The following is a 23051-nucleotide window of genomic DNA, read 5'->3' on the forward strand; positions in this document are numbered from 1 at the left end:
CGCCGGTGACAGAGTGGAGGGCATGGATATCGCACTCATCGGAGGACATGGGAAGGTCGCGCTGCTCGCGGCCCCGCTGCTGGTCGAGGCCGGTCACACGGTGCACTCCGTGATCCGCAACCCCGAGCACGCAGGCGACGTCGAGGCGACGGGCGCGAGGGCTGTGCTCGCTGACATCGAGTCCCTCGACGAGAGGGGCTGGGACGAGCTCCTGCGCGGGAAGGACGCCGTGGTGTGGACCGCAGGCGCCGGCGGCGGGGACCCCGAGCGCACCCGTGCGGTCGACTACGACGCGGCGGTCGCCTCGATGGACGCCGCCGAGCGCGTCGGCGCGACCCGCTACGTGATGGTCAGCTACTTCGGCGCCTCGCTCGACCACGGCGTTCCCGAGGACAGCTCCTTCCACACCTACGCCGAGGCGAAGGCCCGGGCCGACGAGCATCTGCGCGGCACGGGACTGGACTGGACGATCCTCGGTCCCTCGGGCCTCACCCTCGAGGAGCCGACCGGTCGCATCGACACCGCCGCCTCGGAGTCCGGCACGGTCTCGCGCGGCAACGTCGCGCGCACGATCGTCGCTGCGCTCGCCGAGCCCGGATCCGTCGGGAAGTTCGTGACCTTCAACGACGGCGAGCAGGAGATCGGCGAGGCCTTCGCCTCCCTCAGTCGCTGATCCGGAAACCCGTCTGGCCGCGCGGCGTCTCGCGGCGCACGTCGATCCCGTCGACGCGGGCGCTGGAAGGCCCCTGCCGGAGGTGGTCGAGCATGGCCTCGACCACCTCCGTCGTGCCTTCGACGTCCGCCTCGACGGTGCCGTCCCACAGGTTGCGCACGGTCCCGGCGGCGCCGAGTCGCGCCGCCTCCCTGGCGGCGTCCATCCGGAAGCCGACGCCCTGGACCCGTCCGTGCACGCGCACGACGCGTCGGATCCGCTGCTCGTCCTGCTGAGGGCTCACTCGTTGTCGCCGCCGGTGTCCGCGGCGGCCGCACCGGCCGCGGCGTCCACCTCGTCGCTCCACTGCCAGTCCACGATCTCCGGGGCGTCCTCGCCGTGCTCGTAGGCGTGGGCCCGGGAGCGGACCCGGGCATCGACCATGCGCTGGCGCAGTCCGGCGAATCGCGTTCCCAGCCCGTCGACGCGGTCGATCACGTCCATCACCAGGTGGTAGCGGTCGGTGTCGTTGAGCATCAGCATGTCGAAGGGCGTGGTGGTGGTGCCCTCCTCCTTGTAGCCGCGCACGTGGATGCGGGAGTGCCGGTCGTGGCGGTAGGCGAGGCGGTGGATCAGCCATGGATAGCCGTGGTAGGCGAACACCACCGGGACGTCCTCCCCGAAGTACCCGTCGAAGTCCTTCTGCGAGAGCCCGTGCGGGTGCTCGGACTCGTCCTGGAGCCGCATCAGGTCCACCACGTTGACCACCCGGACCCGCAGGTCGGGGATCTCCTCACGGAGGATCTTCGCCGCGGCGAGCACCTCGATGGTGGGGATGTCGCCGGCTGCGGCGAGCACCACCTCCGGCTCCTCGCCGAGCTGCTCGGTCCCCGCCCAGTCCCAGATGCCGAGCCCCCGCGCGCAGTGCACGACGGCCTCGTCCATCGACAGCCAGTTCGGGTTGGGCTGCTTCCCGGCCACGACCACGTTGACGTACTGCTTCGAGCGCAGGCAGTGGTCGTAGGTGGACAGCAGCGTGTTCGCGTCCGGCGGCAGGTAGACCCGCACGATCTCCGCCTTCTTGTTGACCATGTGGTCGATGAAGCCGGGGTCCTGGTGGGAGAAGCCGTTGTGGTCCTGACGCCACACGTGCGAGCTCAGCAGGTAGTTCAGGGAGGCGATCGGACGGCGCCACTCGAGCTCGTTCGTCACCTTCAGCCACTTCGCGTGCTGGTTGACCATCGAGTCGACGATGTGGACGAACGCCTCGTAGGAGGAGAACATGCCGTGCCGGCCGGTGAGCAGGTAGCCCTCGAGCCAGCCCTGGCACTGGTGCTCCGAGAGCATCTCCATGACGCGGCCGGCCCGGGCGAGGTGCTCGGAGCGGTCGTGCTCCTCGAAGTCCGCGTTCCACTGCTTGTCGGTGACCTCGTAGACGGCCTGGAGCCGGTTCGAGGCGGTCTCGTCGGGCCCGAAGATGCGGAAGGTCGAGGGGTTCTCGCGCACCACGTCCCGCAGCCAGGTGCCGAGCACCTTCGTGGCCTCGGAGATGGAGCCGCCGGGCACGGGCACGTCCACGCCGTAGTCGCGGAAGTCGGGCAGGCGCAGCGGGGTGAGCACGGCGCCGCCGTTGGTCGACGGGTTCGCGGACATCCGCAGCGTGCCGGTCGGGGCGGCGGAGGCGACGTCGGGGACCAGCTTCCCGGTCTCGTCGAAGAGCTCCTCGGGGCGGTAGGAGCGCAGCCAGGCGTCGAGCTCGGCGAGGTGCTCGTCGGTGTCCCGAGCGCTGGCCAGCGGCACCTGGTGCGAGCGCCAGGACCCCTCGGTCTGCTGGCCGTCGATCTCCTTCGGGCCGGTCCAGCCCTTCGGGGTGCGCAGCACGATCATCGGCCAGGCGGGGCGCTCGGTCTCGCGGCCGGCCTCGGCGTCCTCCGCGGCCTGCGCCTTGATCTCCGCGATCCTGTCCAGGGCCGTATCGAGCACCTCGGCGAAGCGACGGTGGATCTCGAGCGGGTCCTCGTCGTCGAAGCCGCCGGTGAAGATGAGCGGCTCGTGGCCGTAGCCGCGCATGAGCGCCTCGAGCTCGTCGTCGCCGATGCGGGCCAGCACAGTCGGGTTCGCGATCTTGTACCCGTTCAGGTGCAGGATCGGCAGCACCACCCCATCCTGCTGGGGATTGAGGAACTTGTTGGAGTGCCAGGAGGTGGCCAGCGGCCCGGTCTCCGCCTCGCCGTCGCCGACCACGGTGAATGCGATCTGGTCGGGGCTGTCGAACATGGCGCCGTAGGCGTGGGAGAGGGCGTAGCCGAGCTCCCCGCCCTCGTGGATCGAGCCGGGCGTCTCCGGGGCGACGTGCGAGGGGATCCCGCCGGGGAAGGAGAACTGCGTGAACAGGCGCTTCATCCCCTCGTCGTCCTCGCCGACCGCGTGGTACACCTCGGAGTAGGTGCCCTCGAGATAGGACGCGGCGACCAGGCCGGGGCCGCCGTGCCCGGGACCGGTGATGTACATGGCGTTCAGCCCGCGCTGGACGATGGCCCGGTTCGCGTGGGCGTAGAGGAAGGTCAGGCCCGGGGTGGTGCCCCAGTGCCCGAGCAGCCGCGGCTTGACGTGCTCGCGCTGCAGGGGCTTGCGCAGCAGCGGATTGTCCTTGAGGTAGATCTGGCCGACCGAGAGGTAGTTCGCGGCGCGCCACCAGGCGTCGAGCCGCTCGAGGTCGGTGTCGGAGGGAGCGGCGGCGGGGGAGCTGGGCCATGCGGGTGCGGTGGTCATGGTGCCTTCCTGACGTGCCTGACGTGCCTGACGTGCCTGACGTGCCTGACGTGCCTGAGGGACCTGCGGGCCGTGCCCGGATCGGCGCGGCGGCGGTACGGCCACCGTAGGTCGCGCGCAGCGGGGTGGGAAGGGCCTTCGGGCCCTGGACACCGCTGCGCGGCGCAGGTGGGCGCTCCCTGGCCCCGGGCGACCGATGAGCGCTCCGTGAAGGCCTGATGAGAAGGTGCTCAGGAAGCTCCTGGAATGCTGCCGGGCGGCATAGCCTGAGGTCACACGCAGACCGGCGGGCTCGATCCGTCGGCCGATCCCAGGAAGGCTGATCCCATGACCCGCACCTCCGTCCGTCCCCGCAGCACCGTCCGCGCCCTCGCCCTCGGGGCCCTCGTGCTCGGCCTCGCCGCCGGGTGCGGCGCCGACTCCGGCAGCGACGAGGCCCCTGCCGTCGAGGGTCCCGGCGCCTCCGAACAGGAGGACGCCGGCACCACCGCCGACGACGACACCGCCGACGACGACACCGCCTCCGAGGGCGCCGCCTCCGATGACGGCGCGGCGAGTGACGACGGGGGAGAGGCCCCGGCGGCCGGCGCCGCGGCGCTGCCCGCGGACGCCGACCTCGCCACCGAGCAGCTGCCGATCACCGCGGAGAAGGCCGTCGAGATCGGCCTGGGCGCGGCCGGCGGCGGCGAGCTGGTGCAGATCGAGATCGACCACGACGACGACGTGTGGGAGTGGGAGCTCGAGATCGTCGACGGCGGCCGCCAGCACGACCTCGACATCGACGCGACCAGCGGCGAGGTCACCGAGCACGACCAGGACGATGACGACGACCAGGACCCGGCCGTCGACGTGACCTCCCCGATGCCCTACGCCGAGGCGATCGAGATCGCGCTCGGGAAGGAGCCGGGCCGGGCCTCCGGCTGGGACCTCTCCTCCGACGACGGCCGCATCCACTACACGATCGACATCGATCGCAGCAGCGGCGACGACGACGTCGAGGTCGAGGTGGACGTCGAGACGGGCGAGGTCCGCGTCGACGACTGACGACCCGCCGCCGAACGGCTCCCCACGGCCCGCCCTGCCCGATACCCTCCTCCCCATGGCGAACTCGAAGAAGTCCTCGAAGAAGAAGGCCGACGGACCCGCGGAGAAGGCGCCCCGCGGGTTCCGGATCGCGAACGACTGGAAGGGGGACGTGCAGGACCTCGACCCGCGCGCCACCCCCGGCTTCTCCGGCAAGAAGGCCGAGGGCAAGGAGTTCCTCCTCGCCCGGGACGCCGAGCTCGACGAGCTCCAGGAGAGGCTCTACGCCGCCCATCACGGCAACGGCGACGGCCGCTCGGTGCTGCTGATCGTCCAGGGGATGGACACCTCCGGCAAGGGCGGGATCATGCGCCACGTCGTGGGCAGCGTGGACCCGCAGGGCGTGGAGATCACCGCGTTCAAGGCCCCGACCGACGAGGAGAGGAAGCACGACTTCCTCTGGCGGATCCGCCCCCACGCCCCCGCCCCGGGCACGATCGGCGTCTTCGACCGCTCCCACTACGAGGACGTGCTCATCCACCGCGTCCACGGCTGGGCGGACTCGAAGGAGATCCGTGCCCGGTACACGGCGATCAACGCCTTCGAGCGGGAGCTCGCCGCCGCCGGCACCACGGTCGTGAAGGTCATGCTCCACGTCTCCTACGAGGAGCAGGGCTCCCGGCTGATGGAGAGGCTCGAGCGCCCGGACAAGCACTGGAAGTACAACCCCGGCGACGTCGACGAGCGCGCGCACTGGGACGACTACATGGAGGCGTACACGCGGGCGCTGCGCGCCACCTCCACCGTCGGCGCCCCCTGGCACGTGGTCCCCGCGGACCGCAAGTGGTACGCACGGATCGCCGTGCAGCAGCTGCTGATCGACGCGCTGACGGACATCGACCCGCAGTGGCCGACCGCGGACTTCGACGTCCTCGCGGAGATCGACCGCCTGCGCGGCACGATGGGACAGGACGAGTCGGACTGAGCCCGTCCGGGCCCGTGACCTCGGCTTGTGTCCGCACGCTCGCAGGCCGATGATGGAGGCATGGCTTCCATCACCTTCAAGAACGACCCCGTCACCACCGTCGGCGAGCTGCCCGCGAAGGGCTCGGCCCTGCCGGCCTTCGAGCTCGTGGGCCAGGACCTCGGCGCCGTCTCCGGCGCGGACCTCGCCGGCAAGCGCGTCGTGCTGAACATCTTCCCGTCCCTGGACACCGGCACCTGTGCCATGTCCGTGCGGAAGTTCAACGAGCTCGCCGCCGGCTTCGAGAACACCGTCGTCGTCTGCGTCTCGAAGGACCTGCCCTTCGCGCAGGCCCGCTTCTGCGGCGCCGAGGGCATCGAGAACGTCGTCACCGGCTCCGCCTTCCGCTCCAGCTTCGGCGAGGACTTCGGCGTGACCATGAAGGACGGGCCGCTCGCGGGTCTGCTCTCGCGCGCGGTCGTCGTCGCCGACGCCGACGGCACGGTCCTGTACACCGAGCAGGTCGCCGAGGTCTCCGAGGAGCCCGACTACGACGCCGCCGCGGCCGTGCTCGCCTGAGACCGCCCGCCCCGCCGGACCCGGCCGCGACTCCTCGTCGCGCGCCGGGTCCCGTGCTTCGCGGCCCCGCGCACCCCGTCCCCTGCGCACCGGCCGCCCCACCGATCCCGGGGGCCGCTCGACGGAAGGAGCCCACCATGTCCGCCCTCACCATCTCCCTCGAACGCGTCCAGGACCTGCTGGACGACGACGGCCCCGCCGACGGCGAGCGCCGCGTGCTGGTGGACCGGCTGTGGCCGCGCGGGGTGAAGAAGGAGCGCCTCGTCCACGACGAGTGGGACAAGGACGTCGCCCCGAGCTCCGAGCTCCGCAAGGCCTTCCACGGCGGGGAGCTCGACTTCGAGGAGTTCTCCGCCCGCTATCGCCGCGAGCTGGAGGAGGGCGAGGCCGCCCAGGCGCTGCTGGACCGCGCGGAGGAGGACGGAGCGGACACCCTCGTGCTGCTGTTCGCCGCGAAGGACGTCGAGCACAACCACGCCCAGGTGCTGCAGGAGGTGCTGCAGGAGCTCGCCGGCTGAGGCCTTTGCCCCCGCTCCCCGTCGGCTGATCCCGCCGCCGTCGACGGGGACGAAGGTCCGGACGCTTCCTGTCAACGCGCCCCTAACGTGGACGGGCAGGCCGTCGACGTCGGACGGCCGACAGCCCCGTCCCCGTCCAGGAAGGACCTGCCATGTCCGTGGCGACCGCCTCGATCCTCCACCCGCAGCTCGACATCGAGGAGCGCCTCGAGCCTGCTCACGAGCAGATCGTGCGGGACACCCTCCCGCTCGTCGGGGAGCACGTCGAGGAGATCGCCCCGGTGTTCTACGGGCGGATGTTCGCCGCGCACCCCGAGCTGCTGCGCGACACCTTCAACCGCGGCAACCAGGCCCAGGGCGCCCAGCAGAAGGCGCTCGCCGCCTCTGTCGCGACCTATGCGACCCTGCTGGTCGCCCCGGACGGGCCGAGCCCCGCCGCGCTGCTGTCCCGGATCGGGCACAAGCACGTCTCCCTCGGCATCACCGAGGAGCAGTACGAGATCGTCCACGAGCACCTGATGGCCGCGATCGTCGAGGTGCTCGGCGCCGACGTGGTCACCGGGGACGTGGCCGCCGCGTGGGACGCCGTCTACTGGCACATGGCCCGCACGCTCATCGCCTTCGAGAACGGCCTGTACGCCGAGGCGCAGGTGACCCCGGGCGACGTGTTCCGCACCGCCCGCGTCATCCGCCGGATCGAGGAGAGCTCGAGCGTGGCGAGCTTCGAGCTGGCCGCCCCCGAGGGGGACGAGCCGCTCGCCGACTTCCTGCCCGGCCAGTACATCAGCGTCGGCGTGCGCCTGGCCGACGGGGCGAGGCAGCTGCGCCAGTACTCGCTCTCCGACGCCCCCGGCCGGGGACGCTGGCGGATCTCGGTGCGCCGCGAGGACGGGGACCCGGCCGGCGAGGTCTCCTCGCACCTCCACCGCACCCTCCACGAGGGGGACGAGCTGCAGGTGACCCTCCCCGCCGGCGACCTGGTCCTGGACGCGCAGGCGACCTCGCCCCTCGTGCTGGTCTCGGCGGGCATCGGGATCACCCCGATGCTGGGGATGCTGCGCCATCTCGCCGCGGTCGACAGCGAGCGCGAGGTGGTCGTGCTGCACGCCGACGGCGACGCAGCCGACGCCGCGCACCTGCCCGAGCTGCTGGACACCGTCGCCTCCCTGCCCGAGCACAGCGGCTCCCGCGCCCGGCTGTGGTTCTCCGGCGAGCTCGGCGAGGACCCCCTCGCGGGCCGGACGGACCCCCGCCTCTCGGCGCATGCGGGCCGGATGACGATCACGGACGAGCACCTGCCCGAGGGCGCGGAGATCTACCTCTGCGGCGGCAGCGGCTTCCTGCGCGGCGCCCGGGCGCAGCTGCTCGCGGCCGGGGCGGAGGAGGAGCGGATGCACGTGGAGCTGTTCTCCCCGAACGACTGGCTGCTCCCGGGCGCCTGAGTCCCGTGGACCGCCCGTCGCGGACGGCGGAGGAGGACTAGGGTCGTCCCTCGTGGAACCCCTCTCCCTTCTCGTCCTGCTCGTCATGGGCGTGGTCGCCGGCGCCATCAACGCGGCGGTGGGATCCGGCTCCCTCCTCACCCTCCCGGTGCTGATGGCGCTGGGCCTCCCGCCCGGCGTCGCGGTCCGCACGAACACGGTGGGGATGTTCTTCTCCACCGTCGGCTCCGTGCTCGGCTATCGCCGCGAGATCTCCGAGGAGCGACGCCATCTCACCCCTCTGGTGCTCACCGCTCTGCTCGGCGCGAGCGCGGGCGCGCTGCTGCTGCTGACCTCCCCTGCCGAGGCGCTCGACGTGGTCGTGCCCGTGCTGATCGTCGTCGCCCTCGCCCTCGTCGTCCTGCAGAAGCCGCTGACCACCGCGCTGCGCTCCCGCTCGGAGAACCGGGCCGAGCACCGCGCCGCGGCCGACGGGGCGGGGGCCGAGGGGGCGACCGATGCGGGCGCGTCGTCGGACGGCTCCGAGCGCAGCCCGCTGCGCTCCCCGGCGCTGGTCGGCTCGATCGGTGCGGCCTCCGTCTACGGCGGCTACTTCACCGCCGCGCAGGGGGTGCTGTACCTGGGCATCCTCGGCGTCTTCACCGGGCGTCCGATGGGCTCGGTCAACAGCGTCAAGAACCTGCTGAGCCTGTGCGTGAACCTCGCCGCGGCGCTGATCTACATGATCGCCTTCTTCGCGGTCGACGCGCAGGTGGTGTGGGCCGCGAGCGCCGCGATCGCGGTGGGCTCGCTGCTGGGCGGCTTCTTCGGTGCGCACCTGGCCAAGCGCCTGCCCGAGTGGGCGCTGCGCGGCGTGATCGTGGTGGTCGCGCTGGTGGCGCTCTTCCGCGAGGTCGTCTGAGCCGTCGGCCGACGGGCGCTGCGCCTCGGGCCGACGGGTCCTGAGCGCCCAGTCGACGAGCCCGGCCGGCACCGGCTCAGGACAGGAACGGCATGACCTCGGCGAGCACCTCGTCAGGCGGGAACAGGGTGCCGCCGTGGTCCCGGCCGGGCAGGGACACGAACTCCGCGTTCGGCATCAGCGAGGCCGCCCGGGCGGACTCCTCGTGGCGGGGATGGTCCTCGCTGCCTGCCATCCACAGCGCGGGAACCGTGCAGCTCTCCAGCATCTCGTCCGGCACGGCGGCGGTGGCGTCGGTCGCCGCGAGCAGCGCCGCGACCGCCTCGTGGTCCGCGGCGAGGAAGGCGGTGCGCGTGGCGCGCGCACGGCGCGAGGTGACCTCCGGCCCCAGCCCCTGACCGGCGCAGAACGACTCCATGCCCTGCTCGCGGACCGCGTCGATCACGCCCGGGAAGAACACCGAGTCCACCGCGCCCCGCTGCGCGGAGGCCGAGCCGCCGAGGCTCACCAGGCGCGTGACCAGGCCAGGATGCGCCAGCGTCGTGCTCAGCGCGATGCGTGCGCCGAGCGAGTAGCCCATCAGCGCCGCGCGGCCGATCCCCTCCGCGTCGAGCACGGCGAGCAGGTCCTGCACGAAGACCTCCTGCGTGTACGCCGCGGGGTCGTGGGGCTTCCCGGAGCTGCCGTGGCCGCGCAGGTCCACCCGGAGCACGGTGTGCTCGGCAGTGAGCGGTTCGAGATAGCCGAGGCCCCGCCAGATCGCGCGGGAGAGCACCGAGCCGTGCAGCAGCACCAGCGGCGGCCCGTCCCCGGAGACGTCGTAGCGCAGGTCGACGCCGTCGACGGGGGAGGGGATGACGGGCATGGGGAGGTCCTTCGGGCGCGGGAGCGGGCGGGACCAGGGTACGGAGCGCCGCGGCTCCGTGCCGTTCGGGGCGAGCGCACGGAGAAGGGACCGGGCGGGTCATCGAAGGATGACCGGCCCGGCCCCTGTCAGGAGCGCGCCGCGGTCACAGCGCCGCGGAGATCTCCTCGAGGATGCGGTTGAAGGTCGCCGACGGGCGCATCACCGCGGCGGTCTTCTCCGGGTCGGGCCGGTAGTAGCCGCCGATGTCCGCGGGCTCGCCCTGCACCGCGAGCAGCTCCGCGGCGATGGTCTGCTCGCCGTCGGTGAGCTCCTTCGCGATAGGGCCGAAGGCGGTGGCGAGCTCCGCGTCCTCGGTCTGCTTCGCCAGCTCCTGCGCCCAGTACATCGCGAGGTAGAAGTGGCTGCCGCGGTTGTCGATCGAGCCGAGCTTGCGCTGCGGGGACTTCCCCTCGTTCAGCAGGGTCTCGGTCGCGCGGTCCAGCGCGTCGGCCAGCACGGCGGCGCGGGCGTTGTCCGCGGTGCGGGAGAGGTGGCGCAGCGACTCGGCCAGCGCCAGGAACTCGCCCAGGGAGTCCCAGCGCAGGTAGTCCTCCTCGATGAGCTGCTGGACGTGCTTGGGCGCGGAGCCGCCGGCACCGGTCTCGAACAGGCCGCCGCCGTTCATCAGCGGCACCACCGAGAGCATCTTGGCGCTCGTGCCGAGCTCCATGATCGGGAAGAGGTCGGTGAGGTAGTCGCGCAGCACGTTGCCGGTGACGGAGATGGTGTCCTCGCCGGCACGGACGCGGGCCAGGGTGTGCTTCGTCGCCTCGACGGGGGAGAGGATCCGGAGGTCCAGGCCCTCGGTGTCCTCCTCGGCCAGGTACTTCTCGACCTTGGCGATGAGGTTGCGATCGTGGGCGCGGGTCTCGTCCAGCCAGAACACGGCCGGCATCCCGGACTGGCGCGAGCGGCGCACGGCGAGCTGCACCCAGTCGCGGATCGGCGCGTCCTTGGCCTGGCATGCGCGGAACACGTCGCCGGCGGCGACCTCGTGGGTCATCAGCGCCGCGCCGGAGGAGTCGCGCACCTCGACGCGCCCGTCGGAGCCGATCTCGAAGGTCTTGTCGTGGGAGCCGTACTCCTCGGCCTTCTGCGCCATGAGCCCGACGTTGGGGACGGTGCCCATGGTGGTGGGGTCGAAGGCGCCGTTGGTCTGGCAGTCCTCGATGGTCGCGGAGTAGACGCCGGCGTAGGAGGAGTCCGGGATCACCGCGAGGGTGTCCTGCTCGGCGTCGTCCTTGTTCCACATGTGGCCCGAGGTGCGGATCATCGCCGGCATGGAGGCATCGATGATGACGTCGGAGGGGACGTGGAGATTGGTGATGCCCTTGTGGGAGTTCACCATCGCGAGGTCGGGACCGGCGGCGAGGTCCTGGTCGATCGCGGCGCGGGCGCCCTCGCGCACCGACTCGTCGAGCTCGTCGATCCCGGCGAGCAGGCCGCCGAGCCCGTTGTTCGGGGACAGGCCCGCCTCGGCGAGCACGTCGCCGTACTGGGTGAACAGGGTGGGGAAGAAGGCGCGGACCGCGTGGCCGAAGAGGATCGGGTCGGAGACCTTCATCATCGTGGCCTTGAGGTGCAGGGAGAAGAGCACGCCCTGCTCCTTCGCCGCGGCGATCTGCTCGCGCAGGAAGGTCTCCAGCGCCGCGACCCGCATGACGGTGGAGTCGACGACCTCGCCGGCCAGCACCGGCACGGACGGCTTGAGCACGGTCTCGGTGCCGTCGGCGGCGACGTGCACGATCGAGAGGGTGTCCTCGGCGTCCATCACCACGGACTGCTCGTTGGAGCGGAAGTCGTCCGCGTCCATCGTCGCGACCGAGGTCCTGGAGTCCTTGCTCCACTCGCCCATGCGGTGGGGGTGCTTCTTGGCGAAGTTCTTCACCGCGGCGGGGGCGCGGCGGTCGGAGTTGCCCTCGCGCAGGACGGGGTTGACGGCCGAGCCCTTGACCGAGTCGTAGCGGGCGCGGGCGTCCTTCTCCTCGTCGGTCTCGGGGTTGTCGGGGTACTCGGGCAGGGCGATGCCCTGGCCCTGCAGCTCGGCGATCGCGGCCTTCAGCTGCGGCACGGAGGCGGAGATGTTGGGCAGCTTGATGATGTTCGCCTCGGGCGTCTTCGCGAGCTCGCCCAGCTCGGCGAGCGCGTCGGCCTCCCGCTGCTCCTCGGGCAGGAGGTCCGAGAACGCCGCGACGATGCGTCCGGCCAGGGAGATGTCACGGGTGGTGACCTCGATCCCGGCGGTGTCGGAGAAGGCGTCGAGGATCGGCAGGAACGAGGCGGTCGCCAGCATCGGTGCCTCGTCGGTGTGGGTGTAGATGATGCGCGCCATGTGTCGCGGGGCTCCCTCGGGTCGATGCGTCATGGGTCTCGGGCCTAGACTATCTTGACGTCAAGAATTCTTCGACGGCGGGCGCGGGCCGGCCGTCGATCCGGACGCCCCCCACGGTACGTGAGAGGGGTCCGGGGCGCAGTCCCGGACGGCCGGTGGATCGACGGGGGCGGCCGACGGGACGACGGAACGGCCGACGAGGCGGCGAGGAGCCACGGCGGCGAGGGCGCTGCGGCGGCGAAGCGCCGAGGCGCTCAGCCGTCCTCTGGCTCGGCGCCCTCGAGCACCTCGAGGTCCCAGGGGTCGGAGAGCACGACGTGGGTGGCGCCCCCGGCGTCGACGGTGACGGCGAAGGCGTGGGCTCGGTAGTCGCCGGGGGAGAGGGCGCCGTGGCAGGTCCCGTGCGTGGTCCAGGCGGTCTCCGCGGTGCTCACTCCCTCGCCGTCCATCCACTGCAGCGGGATGCTGCCGGCGTTCCTGGCCCCGGCGACGATGACGCCGTCCCCGGGACGGGTCACCACGATCCCGGTCATCAGGGGCAGGGTGCCGTGGTCCTCGGAGGCGGCGGTGACCTGCGCGGTCGCACCTGCCGCTGCTTCGTCCTCGGCCGCCTCGGCATGAACCGCGGGGGAGGGGTCGGCGGCGGTGACGCTCAGCCCGGCACCGTCGCCGACGGGGGCGAGCTCGCGGCCGCACCCGAGGGAGGAGAGGTCCGCAGGGGTCTCGCCGTCCTCCGCCGTCACCGCGCCGGGAACGGCCCGCAGGCGGCCGTCGACCACGTCCAGCAGCACGTCGGAGCTCGCCTCCCAGCCGCTGCGCTCCGCGGCGCGGCCGGAGCCCTCCGGGCCCGCGCCGGACAGGCGCAGCAGGTACTGCCCATCGGGCAGAGGGGCGTCGTCGCAGGTGCCGAGCACGAGCCGGGCGGTGACGGTGGAGGGGGCGGGGCCCTCGGCGGTCGTCTCGACCCGGGCCCGCACGACCATCGGCGGCGCCGGGGCGCCGTCGACGCCGAGCGCGTCCCCGTACCCCTCGGCCGGCGCGGCGCGGTCCGCGGGGTGCGCGGGCACGATCACGGCCTCGGGGGCGAGCCCGCCGTAGGCGGCGCCCGGCTCGAGGGCGAGGTCGCCGGTGATCATCACCTCGTTGCCCTCCGCCTGCACGCTCGTGGGGGTCAGCGTCCCCGCGTCGCGGGAGGGCAGGGGGTCCTCCGCCGTGCCGGGCTCGCACAGCCAGGCGGGATCCACCGGGACGGTCTCGGCGCCGGCCACCTGCTCGGGGGCCATCGGGGCCGCGGTCGCCGCCGGCCTCGAGGGGTCCTCGCCGCCGAGCGGTCCCGGCAGCGCATCGCAGGCGACGAGGGAGGCGGCGAGCGCGAGCGCCCCTGCGGCGGCGGCGACGATCCGTCCCGGGCGCGCGAGCCGCCTGGCTGTCCTCGTCGTCATCGTGTCCCCCTCCTCGTGGTCCGCGCACAGAACCTACCGGAGCGTCACAGCACCAGCAGGGTCACCGCCATGACGGCCATGCCGGCGATGAGCGAGTAGATGACCGTGTGGTGCTCCCCGGTCTCCTCCGCGGCGGGCAGCAGCTCGTCCAGGGACACGAACACCATCACCCCGGCCACGCCGGCCAGGATGGCGCCCATCGCGTCGCCGGTGAGCACGGGGGCGAGCAGCAGGTACCCGATCACGGCGCCGACGGGCTCGGCGAGTCCCGTCATCGTCGCCAGCCAGAACGCCTTGCTGCGCGAGCCGGTCGCGCGGCGCACGGGCACGGCGACGGCGAGGCCCTCGGGGATGTTGTGCAGGGCGATCGCGGCGACCACGGGGATCGCGACCTCGGGGGCCTGCAGCGCGGCGACGAAGGTCGCGAAGCCCTCGGGAACGTTGTGCAGGGCCAGGGCCGCGGCGGTGATCGCGCCGGTGCGCAGCAGGCGGGCGCGCAGCGCCCGGTCCTCGAGCTGCTGTTCGGGCTCGCGCACCTCGGCCCGTCCGTGGCTGCTGTCCATGCGGCCGGCGAACTCGTGGGGGCTGACGGCGCGGGGGACGAGTCGGTCCAGCACTGCGATCAGCGCGATCCCGAGGAAGAAGGACAGGGTCGCCAGCGCCGTGCCGCGCCCGGTCGGGGCCGCGCCGCCGGAGAGCACCCGGGCACCCTCGGGCAGCAGCTCGACGAAGGAGACGTAGAGCATGACGCCGGCCGACAGGCCCAGCCCGCCGGCGAGGAACCTCGGCCCGGTCCCGCGGCCGAGCACGCCGAGAGCGGCGCCGATCGAGGTGGCGCCGCCGGCGACGAGGGTGAGGAGGAAGGCGACGAGCACCCGTGCACCCTACTGGGCGGTCCGCGCCTCGGCGGGGACCCTCGGCCCATCCGGTGGTGGGCACCACGGCCGACGCCGGGTGACCGCTCCTAGACTGACCCCATGTCCCCCGCCGACGCCTTCCTCACCGTCACCGACCTGCGCGCCCGCAGCCTGAGCGCCGCCCAGCTCACCGCCGCCCTGCCGCGCGCGGAGCTCGACGTCGCCGCGGCCGCCGAGGCCGTGCGCCCCGTGGTCGAGGACGTCGCCGCCCGCGGCGCCGAGGCGGTGCTCGAGGCCTCCGAGCGCTTCGACGGGATCCGTCCCGCGCACCTGCGGGTCCCCGCCGTGGAGCTCGAGCGCGCCCTCGCGGAGCTCGACCCGCAGATCCGCTCCGCGCTCGAGGAGTCGATCGCCCGGGTGCGCGCGGTCGACGCCGCCCAGGTCCGTCCCGCCGAGACCGTCGAGGTGGTGCCCGGAGGCACCGTCACCCAGCGCTGGGTCCCGGTGCACCGCGTCGGCCTCTACGTGCCGGGCGGCCGCGCCGTGCTGCCCAGCTCCGTGGTGATGAACGTGGTGCCCGCCCAGGCCGCCGGCGTCGAGCAGATCGTGCTCGCCTCCCCGCCGCAGAAGGAGTTCGGTGGTCTGCCCCACCCCACGATCCTCGCCGCCTGCGCGCTGCTCGGGGTCACCGAGGTGCTCGCCGCCGGCGGCGCCCAGGCGATCGCGCTGCTCGCCCACGGCGCGGAGGACCTCGGCGACGGCGACGGGCTCGAGGGCGTGGACCTCGTCACCGGACCCGGCAACGTCTACGTCGCCGCCGCCAAGCGCCTCGTGCGAGGGAAGGTCGGCATCGACGCCGAGGCCGGCCCCACCGAGATCGCGATCCTCGCCGACGACACCGCCGATCCCGCCTTTGTCGCCGCGGACCTCATCTCCCAGGCGGAGCACGACCCGATGGCCGCGAGCGTGCTGGTCACGCCGTCCGAGGCGCTGGCCGAATCTGTCGAGGCGGCGCTCGCCGTGCAGGTCCCCGCCGCTCTCCACCGCGAACGGATCGAGGAAGCGCTGCGCGGACCGCAGAGCGGCGCCGTGCTCGTCGCGGACCTCGTCCAGGGCCTCGCGGTCGTGGACGCCTACGGCGCCGAGCACCTCGAGATCCAGACGGCCGAGGCCGACGAGGTCGCCGCACGCGTCACCAACGCCGGTGCCGTCTTCGTCGGCCCCCACAGCCCGGTCAGCCTCGGCGACTACGCCGCGGGCTCCAACCACGTGCTGCCCACGGGCGGCACCTCCCGCTTCACCGGCGGGCTCGGGGTGCAGACCTTCCTGCGCGGCATCCACGTGGTCCGCTACGACCGCGAGGCGCTCGCCGGCGCGCGCGAGGCGGCGACCACGCTCGCCCGTGCCGAGGGGCTGCCCGCCCACGGCACCGCGATCGACGTGCGCTTCGAGGGCTGAGCTCAGCCGGCGTCGGCCGTGCGGTCGGCGTCTGTCGCCGTCTCGTCGGCGCCCATCGGGGTCTCCTCGACGGCGGCGCGGCGCTCCGCGGCACGCTCGCCCCGGGTGAGCCACAGCGCGATCGCGCGCCAGCCCAGCATCCCGACCGCCAGCACGATCGCGGTGACGATGAGGAAGGACACCTCGGTGCCCGCCCCGAACAGGGTGCGGACCGCCATCCCGGTCGCGAGGGTGATCGCCCACACGAAGAGTCCGTGGGGCCAGATCCGGAACGGGGCGCGCCAGGCGCGGATCGCGAGATGGCCCAGCAGCGCGCCGACGGCGAAGGGCCATCCCACCAGGAAGATGTTCTCGGTGGTCAGGGGCGTGCCGTGCTGCACGAAGCCGATGGCGACGAAGAGGATGACGACCAGCAGGTCGCCGACGAGGGCACCCAGGGAACGGAACATCCCGCCAGGGTACTGGGACGCGCCGGGGAGCTCCCCCAGGGAAGGGCCCGGGAGGACCGACGCGGGGATGCAGGACGAGATGACGATGAGCCACGTCACGTCGGCGCCGGCCCCGGGGCCGCGACGCGGACCGGGGGGACCTGCCCCCGCGACGCCAACTACGATGAGTGCCATGTCCGCCTCGCCCGTCCCGACCCGTGAGCCCTCGGTCCTGCCCGTCCCCCGTGACGGCATCGCCGGCGCCGCCCCCTACGGCGCGCCGCAGCTCCCGGTCGCGCATGCGCTGAACGTGAACGAGAACCCCTACGGCCCCTCGGAGGAGCTCACCGCCGCGATCGGTGCCGCCGCCGCGCAGGCCGCGGCGGGCCTGAACCGCTACCCGGACCGGGAGGCGCTGGACCTGCGCCGCGAGCTGGGGGAGTACCTCGCCGAGGAGTCCGGCGTGCCCGCCCCGCCGGCCGAGGCGGTCTGGGCCGCGAACGGCTCCAACGAGGTCATGCACCAGCTGATGCTCGCCTACGGCGGCCCCGGCCGCACGGCGCTCGGCTTCACGCCGCACTACTCGATGTACCCCGAGTACGCGCGCGACACCTACACCGCCTGGGTCACCGCCGAGCGGGGCCCCGCTCCCGACTTCGCGCTCACCGCCGAGACGGTCACCGCCGCGATCGCCGAGCACCGACCCTCGATCGTGGTGCTCACCTCGCCGAACAACCCCACCGGCACGGCGCTCGACCTCGACGTCGCCCGCGCCGCCGCCCGCGCGCTCGAGCCCGCCCGCGGGTTGCTCGTGGTCGACGAGGCCTACGGCGAGTTCCGCCGCGACGGGGTGCCCAGCGCCCTCACACTCCTGGCCGAGCACCCGAACCTCGTCGTGGCCCGCACCATGTCCAAGGCCTTCGCGCTCGCCGGCGCCCGCCTCGGCTATCTCGTCGCCGATCCCGCGATCGTCGACACCGTGCGCGTGGTGCGCCTGCCCTACCACCTCTCCGCCGTCACCCGGGCGGTGGCCCGCACCGCCCTCGCCCACCGCGAGGAGCTGCTGGGGAAGGTCGCGCTGCTGCGCACCGAGCGCGACGCGCTCGCCGCCCATCTCGCCGGTCGCGGCCACGAGGTCGCCCCGTCCGACGCCAACTTCGTCCTCTTCCGCGCCTTCCGAGACCGCGACGACGTGTTCCAGGCCCTCCTGGAGCGCGACGTGCTGATCCGCGCCGTCGGGCCGGCCGGCTGGCTGCGCGTCAGCGTGGGCACCCCCGAGGACAACACCGCATTCCGCACCGCCCTCGAGGAGGCCGACCCCCGATGACCGAGACCGCCCGCCCGTCGCGCACCGCGACCCTCTCCCGCACCACCCGCGAGTCCTCCGTCGAGGTCAGCCTCGACATCGACGGCACCGGCCAGGTGGACATCTCCACCTCCGTGCCCTTCTTCGACCACATGCTCACGGCCCTGGGCACCCACGCCCGCTTCGATCTCACCGTGCGGGCGACGGGCGATACCCACATCGACGCCCACCACACCGTCGAGGACACCGCGATCGTGCTCGGCCAGGCGCTGCGCGAGGCGCTCGGCGACAAGCACGGCATCACCCGCTTCGGCGACGCGCTGGTCCCGCTGGACGAGGCGCTCGCCCAGGCCGTCGTGGACCTCTCCGGCCGCCCCTACTGCGTCCACTCCGGGGAGAGCGAGGCCCAGGCCACCCACCTCATCGGCGGGCACTTCACCGGCTCCCTGACCCGTCACGTCTTCGAGTCCCTCGCCCACCACGCCGCGATCTGCCTGCACATCCGGGTGATCGAGGGCCGCGACCCGCACCACATCGTCGAGGCGCAGTTCAAGGCGCTCGCCAGGGCGCTGCGCGCCGCCTGCGCCCCCGACGACCGGGTCCTCGGGGTGCCGTCCACCAAGGGAGCGCTGTGAGCACCGACGACACCACCGGCCGCGGGCCCGAGCCCGAGGACATCGACGCCGAGTTCGCCCGCCTCACCGAGGGGCTCTCCCTCGACGACGCGCCGCTGACCGTCGAGGACGTCCTGTCCGACGCCTCCGCCGCGCCCGAGGAGGACGAGGTCCCCACGATCGCCGTGGTCGCCACCTCCGTCGCGACCGCGAAGGCGCTCGCCGGCGTGATCCGGCTGGGCCGCGAGGCGCGCACCGACGGGATCGACATCCCCACCGACTCCCGCACCTTCGACACCGCCACCGGCGCGGTCGCCGTCGGCCCGCTGTCCGAGGCGGCGGCGCACGACCTCGCCGCGATCACCTCCACCGCCCTGCAGCGCAACGGGATCGTGGTCTTCTGGCGCCGCGGCGACCGCATGACCGCGACCCGGTACAAGAACGGCGAGCGCGGCGAGGACATCTCGCCCGCGATCGTGCTCGGCGCCGTCGACGACCTCGTCGAGGAGCTGCTGCTGGGCACGACCTCGCTCGACGAGCTCGGCGAGGGCCTCGACCCCGCCTCGCTCACCCGGGCCGAGGCGCTGGAGTGGATCTCCTCCGGCGGGAGGAAGCGCCCGTGGGCACGACCGAGCCCGGGTCGTCGGCCGCCGCGGGCCCCGCGGACGCACCGGCCACCGCCGGAGCGCCAGGTCCCGCCCCGCGCGTGGCCGTCCTCGACCACGGCTCCGGCAACGTCCGCTCCGTCGTCCGCGCCCTCGAGGCCGCGGGCGCCGAGGTCGAGCTCACCGCGGACCGCGAGCGCGCCCTCGCGGCCGACGGGCTCGTCGTCCCCGGCGTCGGCGCCTACTCCGCGACCCTCGCGCAGATCCTCGCCGTCGGCGGCGACCGCATCATCGAGCGCCGCCTGTCCGGCGGCCTGCCGGTGCTCGGCATCTGCGTGGGCCTGCAGGCGATGTTCCAGGCCGGCACCGAGCACGGCGAGCGCACCCGCGGGCTCGGCCAGTGGCCGGGCGAGGTCACCCACCTCCAGGCCGAGGTCGTGCCCCACATGGGCTGGAACACCGTCGAGCCCGCGCCCGGCAGCGCGCTGTTCGCCGGGATCGAGCAGGAGCGCTTCTACTTCGTCCACTCCTACGCCGCCCGCAGCTGGGAGCTGGAGGACACCGGCCCGCTCAAGGCGCCGCAGGTGACCTGGGCCCAGCACGAGCAGGACCGCTTCGTCGCCGCCGTCGAGAACGGGTCGCTCAGCGCCACCCAGTTCCACCCCGAGAAGTCCGGCGCGGCCGGCGCCCGCCTGCTCGCGAACTGGCTGGGCACCCTGCCGCGCCGCGACCGGGAGCAGGACGCATGATCCTCGCGTTCCTGATGCTCTTCGCCGGCGGGATGCTCCTCGGCGGCGCCTGGTCCTTCTACCGCTCGAAGAAGCCCTGGTGGGCGATCGCGGGACTGGCCGTGCTCGGCCTCGTGTGCCTGGGCATCTCCTTCTGGCGCATCCAGAGCGGCTGAGCCCGCCTCCCCACCCCGTCCGTCCCCGTGCCCGACCGGGCACCACCCCCTCAGTCCCAGGAGAACCCCCATGACCGCTCCCGTGCTCGAGCTGCTCCCCGCCGTCGACGTGCAGGGAGGCCAGGCCGTCCGCCTCGTCCAGGGCGAGGCCGGCACCGAGACCGGCTACGGCGCGCCGCTCGACGCCGCGCTCGCCTTCCAGGAGGGCGGCGCGAGCTGGCTGCACCTGGTCGACCTCGACGCCGCCTTCGGCCGCGGCTCCAACGCCTCCCTCCTCGCCGAGGTCGTCGCCGCCGTGGACATGAACGTCGAGCTCTCCGGCGGGATCCGCGACGACGAGTCCCTCGCCGCGGCGCTCGCCACCGGCTGCCGCCGCGTGAACCTCGGCACCGCCGCCCTCGAGAACCCCGAGTGGACCGCCGACATCATCGCCGAGCACGGCGACCGCATCGCCGTCGGCCTCGACGTGCGCGGCACCACCCTCGCCGCGCGCGGCTGGACCCGCGAGGGCGGCGACCTGTGGGAGACCCTCGAGCGACTCGACGCCGCCGGCTGCCAGCGCTACGTCGTCACGGACGTCACCAAGGACGGCACGCTCCAGGGCCCGAACGTGGACCTGCTCGCCGAGGTCTGCGAGCGCACCGACGCGAAGGTCGTCGCCTCCGGCGGCATCTCCTCCCTCGACGACCTGCGCGCGCTGCGCGAGCTGGTCCCCGTCGGGGTCGAGGGCGCCATCGTGGGCAAGGCCCTGTACGCGCAGGCCTTCACGATGGGCGAGGCGCTCGACGTCGCGGGACGCCCGTGACCTCCGAGAACACCTCGCGAAACGAGGACCAGCGCCCGACGGGCCCGGACGCCGACCCCGGCGCACGGGCCCGTCGGGCCCTGCCCGCCCACTTCCGCGAGAAGTCCCCGCTGACCGACACCGCGGGCGTCTCCTGGGAGGGCCGCGACTACACCGTCAGCCCGTTCCCCGGCGACGACGGCGCGACCCCGGCGCACCTCGCCGAGGCGCTGCAGGCGCACCGGGCGGGCCGGGACCCGCACCGGCGCGCGCTCGTCGCCGCGCTGACGACCTCCCGCGTGCTGGTGCCGATCATGGCGGTCGCGACCGAGACGGGCACCACCGCCCACGGCCTCACCGGGGACAACGGCGCCGACATGGCGATGGTATCGATCACCGCGCCCGACGGGACGACGGTGCTGCCGCTGTTCACCTCCGTCGACCAGCTCTCCGCCTGGCGCGGGGATGCCCGGCCCGTGCCCGTGGTCGCGCCGCAGGCGGCGCAGGCCGCGGTCCAGGAGGGCTGCACCGCGCTGCTGCTGGACGCCGCGACGCCGGAGGCCGAGGGCGGCCCCGTGCTGCTGCCGCGCTCGGTGCTGTGGGCGCTCGCGCAGGGACGAGAGTGGATCCCGCCGCATGAGGACGGCGAGCTCGCCGCGGAGCTCGAGCGGGTCGGGACCTCCGCCTCGCCCGCTGTGCTGGGCCTCGCGGCCCGCGCCGGCGAGCGCGCCGAGGTGGACCTCCACCTGCGGCTGCGCCCGGGGCTGACCGCGGAGCAGGTCTCCGCGGTGGTCCAGCTGGTGACGCAGGGGCTCGGGGGATCGCAGCTCGTCGCCGAGCGGATCAGCTCGATGCGGCTCGTGCTCGGCTCCTGAGCCGTAGCTGTAGCCGTAGCCGTAGCCGTAGCCCGGCCCGCGACGCCGCGGCCCGACCTCGTCAGGAGACCCGGCCGGTGTACTTCTCGCCCGGCGCCTTGCCCGGCTCGTCGGGGAAGGGCAGGGCCTCCGCGAAGGCGAGCTGCAGCGAGCGCAGACCGTCTCGCAGCGAGCGGGCGTGCTCGTTGCCGATCTCGGGGGCGGCGGCGGTGACCAGGCCCGCGAGGGCGGTGATCAGCTTCCGCGCCTCGGCGAGGTCCTGGTACTGCCCGGTCTCCTCGTCCTCGGCGAGGCCCACCTTCACCGCCGCGGCGCTCATCAGGTGCACGCAGGCGGAGGTGATGATCTCTACCGAGGAGACCTCGGCGATGTCGCGCAGCTCGTCGGCGCCGATCCCCTCGTCGTGGCTGTGCGGGGCGTCGTGGCTGTGCGCGGCGTCGTGCGCGTGCGGGGTGCTGTCGTGGGAGTGCTCGGTCACTGGGGGTCCTTCGTTCTCGGTCCGCGTCCGGGTCGGACGCGGTGCGGGGGTGGTGGTCCGCGGCGGGCGGAGGGAGTGGCTCAGCCGGCCAGGGGCAGGGATCCGGCCATGTCCTCGCCGAAGTCGACGAGGATCGCGGAGGGCTCGGTGCCGATCGGCACGTCGAAGACCAGGTGGACGGTGCCGCTGCCGCCGCCCGGGATCTGGGTGGGCCTCTTGCTGTCGGCGATGTGCACGCGGCTCGCATCGAGGTCGAGCGGGTGGGTGGCGCCGTCGGCGGACTCCAGCGAGATCGACTCCGGGGTGAGCGGCGCCGCCCGGTCTCCCTGGTTGTCGATCTCGACGGTGGCGATGACGAACTCGCCCTCCGGCTCGACCGGGTTGCTCCGGCTGCCGACGCTGCGCACGCCCGCCTCGGTGCTCACCGTGGTCATCTCGATCTCGCCGATCGTCGCGCTGCCGCCGGAGGCCCCGTCCTGCGGGGCGGCGGTCCCGGCGGGCGCCGCCGGATCGGAGTCGCCCGGGTCGTCGGAGCCCAGGGCGCGGAAGGCGAGGATGCCCCCGCCGACCGCGACGGCGAGGACCAGCGCGGCGACGAGGACGATCGCGCCGATGAGCAGCCCGCGGCGCGAGCCCTTCGCCTCGTCGGGGTCCTGCACCTTCGCGGGCCGACGGTTCGGGACGGCCGGGCGCGGGGGAGGGGTCGGGAACCCCTCGGGCACCGGGCGCAGCATCGCTCGGGGTGCGGTGACGCCCTGGACGCCGGTGACCGAGCGGCGCTCGGTCTCGGAGAGGTCGTCCGGGCCCTCGGTCTGCTGGGTGGGCTCGGCGGGCTCGACGCCGCCCGGGGCCGGGAGCTCCTCGTCGTTCCCGTAGCCGTACTCGTGGGAGGCGTCCACGGGGCCCTGCGGGGCGGGGAGCTCCGGGGTGCCGGCCGGCTCCGCAGGGGCGGGGTCGGTGGGGAGCGCTGGCCGGCCGTCCTGCTCGGACGCCTCGCGGTCGGTGTGCACCTGTACTCCTCGCTGATCGCGGCCTGGCGGCGCGACGCACATCACCTGGACGTCCGTCGTACTCCTGGTAGGATAGACGACTGGAACAGGTCGAAACCCTCGTCATACGTTCCTCAAGTGGAGTCCCTTCCCACCTCGTGGCGTCCAGCCGCTGGGTCAGTATCGCAGTCGGGCGTCATCGTCCGGCGAGCGGGCCGTCG

General features: G+C 73.5%; 23 protein-coding genes. 14 read left to right on the forward strand and 9 right to left on the reverse strand.

All coding sequences use genetic code 11. The features are described from left to right. Positions 1 to 22: 22 nt before the first annotated feature. Positions 23 to 673 (forward strand): SDR family oxidoreductase, encoded by a 651-nt coding sequence (locus DS079_RS08785; protein WP_126986626.1) that lies wholly within the window; start codon positions 23 to 25, stop codon positions 671 to 673. Here DS079_RS08785 and DS079_RS08790 read toward each other — a convergent pair. Both DS079_RS08790 and DS079_RS08795 read right to left on the reverse strand, forming a co-directional pair. Then, the gene (locus DS079_RS08790) at positions 663 to 956 is read right to left on the reverse strand and encodes an acylphosphatase (RefSeq protein ID WP_126986628.1); all 294 of its coding nucleotides are present in this window, start codon (positions 954 to 956) and stop codon (positions 663 to 665) included. The two genes, DS079_RS08785 and DS079_RS08790, sit on opposite strands and share 11 nt — an antisense overlap. After that, positions 953 to 3424 carry a phosphoketolase family protein gene (locus DS079_RS08795; protein WP_126986630.1) on the reverse strand — a complete coding sequence of 824 codons (2472 nt, stop codon included), beginning with the start codon at positions 3422 to 3424 and terminating at the stop codon, positions 953 to 955. Before DS079_RS08795 ends, DS079_RS08790 begins: the two co-directional genes overlap by 4 nt. 327 nt (positions 3425 to 3751) lie before the next feature. Here DS079_RS08795 and DS079_RS08800 point away from each other — a divergent pair, with 327 nt between their 5' ends. The 6 genes from DS079_RS08800 to DS079_RS08825 all read left to right on the forward strand — a co-directional run bounded on the left by DS079_RS08800 (position 3752) and on the right by DS079_RS08825 (position 8851). Continuing rightward, on the forward strand, positions 3752 to 4468 hold the full coding sequence (locus DS079_RS08800) for a PepSY domain-containing protein (protein WP_126986632.1): 717 nt from the start codon (positions 3752 to 3754) through the stop codon (positions 4466 to 4468). A 55-nt stretch (positions 4469 to 4523) separates the two neighbouring features. Beyond that, positions 4524 to 5432, forward strand: a complete 909-nt coding sequence (locus DS079_RS08805) for a PPK2 family polyphosphate kinase (protein WP_126986634.1) — start codon at positions 4524 to 4526, stop codon at positions 5430 to 5432. 60 nt (positions 5433 to 5492) lie between these two features. After that, positions 5493 to 5990, forward strand: a complete 498-nt coding sequence (tpx, locus tag DS079_RS08810; RefSeq protein WP_010550164.1) for a thiol peroxidase — start codon at positions 5493 to 5495, stop codon at positions 5988 to 5990. A gap of 137 nt (positions 5991 to 6127) precedes the next feature. Beyond that, a complete protein-coding gene (locus DS079_RS08815) occupies positions 6128 to 6508 on the forward strand; it encodes a DUF488 domain-containing protein (protein WP_126986636.1) in 381 nt (126 codons plus the stop codon). 152 nt (positions 6509 to 6660) lie between these two features. Beyond that, on the forward strand, positions 6661 to 7950 hold the full coding sequence (locus tag DS079_RS08820; protein WP_126986638.1) for a globin domain-containing protein: 1290 nt from the start codon (positions 6661 to 6663) through the stop codon (positions 7948 to 7950). Positions 7951 to 8002: 52 nt separating this feature from the next. Beyond that, on the forward strand, positions 8003 to 8851 hold the full coding sequence (locus DS079_RS08825; RefSeq protein ID WP_126986640.1) for a sulfite exporter TauE/SafE family protein: 849 nt from the start codon (positions 8003 to 8005) through the stop codon (positions 8849 to 8851). Between the two features lie 76 nt (positions 8852 to 8927). Here the strand turns inward: DS079_RS08825 and DS079_RS08830 are convergent, their stop codons facing one another. From DS079_RS08830 to zupT, 4 genes are all read right to left on the reverse strand, one after another. Beyond that, positions 8928 to 9716, reverse strand: a complete 789-nt coding sequence (locus DS079_RS08830; RefSeq protein ID WP_126986642.1) for an alpha/beta fold hydrolase — start codon at positions 9714 to 9716, stop codon at positions 8928 to 8930. Between the two features lie 145 nt (positions 9717 to 9861). Then, positions 9862 to 12090: an NADP-dependent isocitrate dehydrogenase gene (locus tag DS079_RS08835; RefSeq protein ID WP_126986644.1), complete on the reverse strand. Its 2229-nt coding sequence runs from the start codon at positions 12088 to 12090 to the stop codon at positions 9862 to 9864. A 254-nt stretch (positions 12091 to 12344) separates the two neighbouring features. Further along, positions 12345 to 13532: a hypothetical protein gene (locus DS079_RS08840; RefSeq protein WP_126986646.1), complete on the reverse strand. Its 1188-nt coding sequence runs from the start codon at positions 13530 to 13532 to the stop codon at positions 12345 to 12347. Between the two features lie 44 nt (positions 13533 to 13576). Beyond that, a complete protein-coding gene (zupT, locus tag DS079_RS08845) occupies positions 13577 to 14407 on the reverse strand; it encodes a zinc transporter ZupT (RefSeq protein WP_126986648.1) in 831 nt (276 codons plus the stop codon). A 102-nt stretch (positions 14408 to 14509) separates the two neighbouring features. Between zupT and hisD the strand changes: the two genes are divergently transcribed. Then, a complete protein-coding gene (gene hisD / locus DS079_RS08850) occupies positions 14510 to 15847 on the forward strand; it encodes a histidinol dehydrogenase (protein WP_126986650.1) in 1338 nt (445 codons plus the stop codon). 2 nt (positions 15848 to 15849) lie between these two features. Here the strand turns inward: hisD and DS079_RS08855 are convergent, their stop codons facing one another. Beyond that, positions 15850 to 16296, reverse strand: coding sequence for a DUF3054 domain-containing protein (locus DS079_RS08855; RefSeq protein WP_126986652.1), 447 nt, complete (start codon positions 16294 to 16296; stop codon positions 15850 to 15852). A gap of 172 nt (positions 16297 to 16468) precedes the next feature. On the opposite strand from DS079_RS08855, the gene DS079_RS08860 reads away from it, so the two are divergent. The 6 genes from DS079_RS08860 (at position 16469) to DS079_RS08890 (ending at position 21363) form a co-directional block, all read left to right on the forward strand. After that, positions 16469 to 17602 carry a histidinol-phosphate transaminase gene (locus DS079_RS08860; protein ID WP_164736166.1) on the forward strand — a complete coding sequence of 378 codons (1134 nt, stop codon included), beginning with the start codon at positions 16469 to 16471 and terminating at the stop codon, positions 17600 to 17602. Next, positions 17599 to 18216, forward strand: a complete 618-nt coding sequence (gene hisB, locus DS079_RS08865) for an imidazoleglycerol-phosphate dehydratase HisB (protein WP_062947818.1) — start codon at positions 17599 to 17601, stop codon at positions 18214 to 18216. Before DS079_RS08860 ends, hisB begins: the two co-directional genes overlap by 4 nt. Positions 18217 to 18901: 685 nt before the next feature. Then, on the forward strand, positions 18902 to 19549 hold the full coding sequence (gene hisH, locus DS079_RS08875; RefSeq protein WP_126986725.1) for an imidazole glycerol phosphate synthase subunit HisH: 648 nt from the start codon (positions 18902 to 18904) through the stop codon (positions 19547 to 19549). Continuing rightward, positions 19546 to 19704, forward strand: coding sequence for a hypothetical protein (locus DS079_RS08880; protein WP_010550150.1), 159 nt, complete (start codon positions 19546 to 19548; stop codon positions 19702 to 19704). Before hisH ends, DS079_RS08880 begins: the two co-directional genes overlap by 4 nt. A 70-nt stretch (positions 19705 to 19774) precedes the next feature. Continuing rightward, a complete protein-coding gene (gene priA / locus DS079_RS08885; RefSeq protein WP_126986656.1) occupies positions 19775 to 20509 on the forward strand; it encodes a bifunctional 1-(5-phosphoribosyl)-5-((5-phosphoribosylamino)methylideneamino)imidazole-4-carboxamide isomerase/phosphoribosylanthranilate isomerase PriA in 735 nt (244 codons plus the stop codon). Next, on the forward strand, positions 20506 to 21363 hold the full coding sequence (locus DS079_RS08890; protein WP_164736167.1) for an SseB family protein: 858 nt from the start codon (positions 20506 to 20508) through the stop codon (positions 21361 to 21363). Before priA ends, DS079_RS08890 begins: the two co-directional genes overlap by 4 nt. A 61-nt stretch (positions 21364 to 21424) precedes the next feature. Here DS079_RS08890 and DS079_RS08895 read toward each other — a convergent pair whose 3' ends face one another. Both DS079_RS08895 and DS079_RS08900 read right to left on the reverse strand, forming a co-directional pair. Then, positions 21425 to 21757 carry a DUF1844 domain-containing protein gene (locus DS079_RS08895; RefSeq protein WP_050815731.1) on the reverse strand — a complete coding sequence of 111 codons (333 nt, stop codon included), beginning with the start codon at positions 21755 to 21757 and terminating at the stop codon, positions 21425 to 21427. Positions 21758 to 21921: 164 nt separating this feature from the next. Further along, on the reverse strand, positions 21922 to 22851 hold the full coding sequence (locus DS079_RS08900; protein WP_126986658.1) for a DUF4352 domain-containing protein: 930 nt from the start codon (positions 22849 to 22851) through the stop codon (positions 21922 to 21924). Positions 22852 to 23051: the final 200 nt, after the last annotated feature.

Source organism: Brachybacterium paraconglomeratum (genome assembly GCF_003994255.1).
Taxonomy (GTDB): domain Bacteria; phylum Actinomycetota; class Actinomycetes; order Actinomycetales; family Dermabacteraceae; genus Brachybacterium; species Brachybacterium conglomeratum.

Excerpts from the sequence above, each read along its gene's own strand:
- hisB (WP_062947818.1), top strand. The coding sequence starts at position 17,599 with ATGACCGAGACCGCCCGCCCGTCGCGCACCGCGACCCTCTCCCGCACC.
- DS079_RS08800 (WP_126986632.1), top strand. The coding sequence starts at position 3,752 with ATGACCCGCACCTCCGTCCGTCCCCGCAGCACCGTCCGCGCCCTCGCC.
- DS079_RS08785 (WP_126986626.1), top strand. The coding sequence starts at position 23 with ATGGATATCGCACTCATCGGAGGACATGGGAAGGTCGCGCTGCTCGCG.
- DS079_RS08840 (WP_126986646.1), bottom strand. The coding sequence starts at position 13,532 with ATGACGACGAGGACAGCCAGGCGGCTCGCGCGCCCGGGACGGATCGTC.
- DS079_RS08835 (WP_126986644.1), bottom strand. The coding sequence starts at position 12,090 with ATGGCGCGCATCATCTACACCCACACCGACGAGGCACCGATGCTGGCG.
- tpx (WP_010550164.1), top strand. The coding sequence starts at position 5,493 with ATGGCTTCCATCACCTTCAAGAACGACCCCGTCACCACCGTCGGCGAG.
- DS079_RS08805 (WP_126986634.1), top strand. The coding sequence starts at position 4,524 with ATGGCGAACTCGAAGAAGTCCTCGAAGAAGAAGGCCGACGGACCCGCG.
- DS079_RS08815 (WP_126986636.1), top strand. The coding sequence starts at position 6,128 with ATGTCCGCCCTCACCATCTCCCTCGAACGCGTCCAGGACCTGCTGGAC.
- DS079_RS08855 (WP_126986652.1), bottom strand. The coding sequence starts at position 16,296 with ATGTTCCGTTCCCTGGGTGCCCTCGTCGGCGACCTGCTGGTCGTCATC.
- DS079_RS08880 (WP_010550150.1), top strand. The coding sequence starts at position 19,546 with ATGATCCTCGCGTTCCTGATGCTCTTCGCCGGCGGGATGCTCCTCGGC.
- DS079_RS08795 (WP_126986630.1), bottom strand. The coding sequence starts at position 3,424 with ATGACCACCGCACCCGCATGGCCCAGCTCCCCCGCCGCCGCTCCCTCC.
- DS079_RS08860 (WP_164736166.1), top strand. The coding sequence starts at position 16,469 with ATGTCCGCCTCGCCCGTCCCGACCCGTGAGCCCTCGGTCCTGCCCGTC.
- DS079_RS08820 (WP_126986638.1), top strand. The coding sequence starts at position 6,661 with ATGTCCGTGGCGACCGCCTCGATCCTCCACCCGCAGCTCGACATCGAG.
- priA (WP_126986656.1), top strand. The coding sequence starts at position 19,775 with ATGACCGCTCCCGTGCTCGAGCTGCTCCCCGCCGTCGACGTGCAGGGA.
- DS079_RS08830 (WP_126986642.1), bottom strand. The coding sequence starts at position 9,716 with ATGCCCGTCATCCCCTCCCCCGTCGACGGCGTCGACCTGCGCTACGAC.
- hisD (WP_126986650.1), top strand. The coding sequence starts at position 14,510 with ATGTCCCCCGCCGACGCCTTCCTCACCGTCACCGACCTGCGCGCCCGC.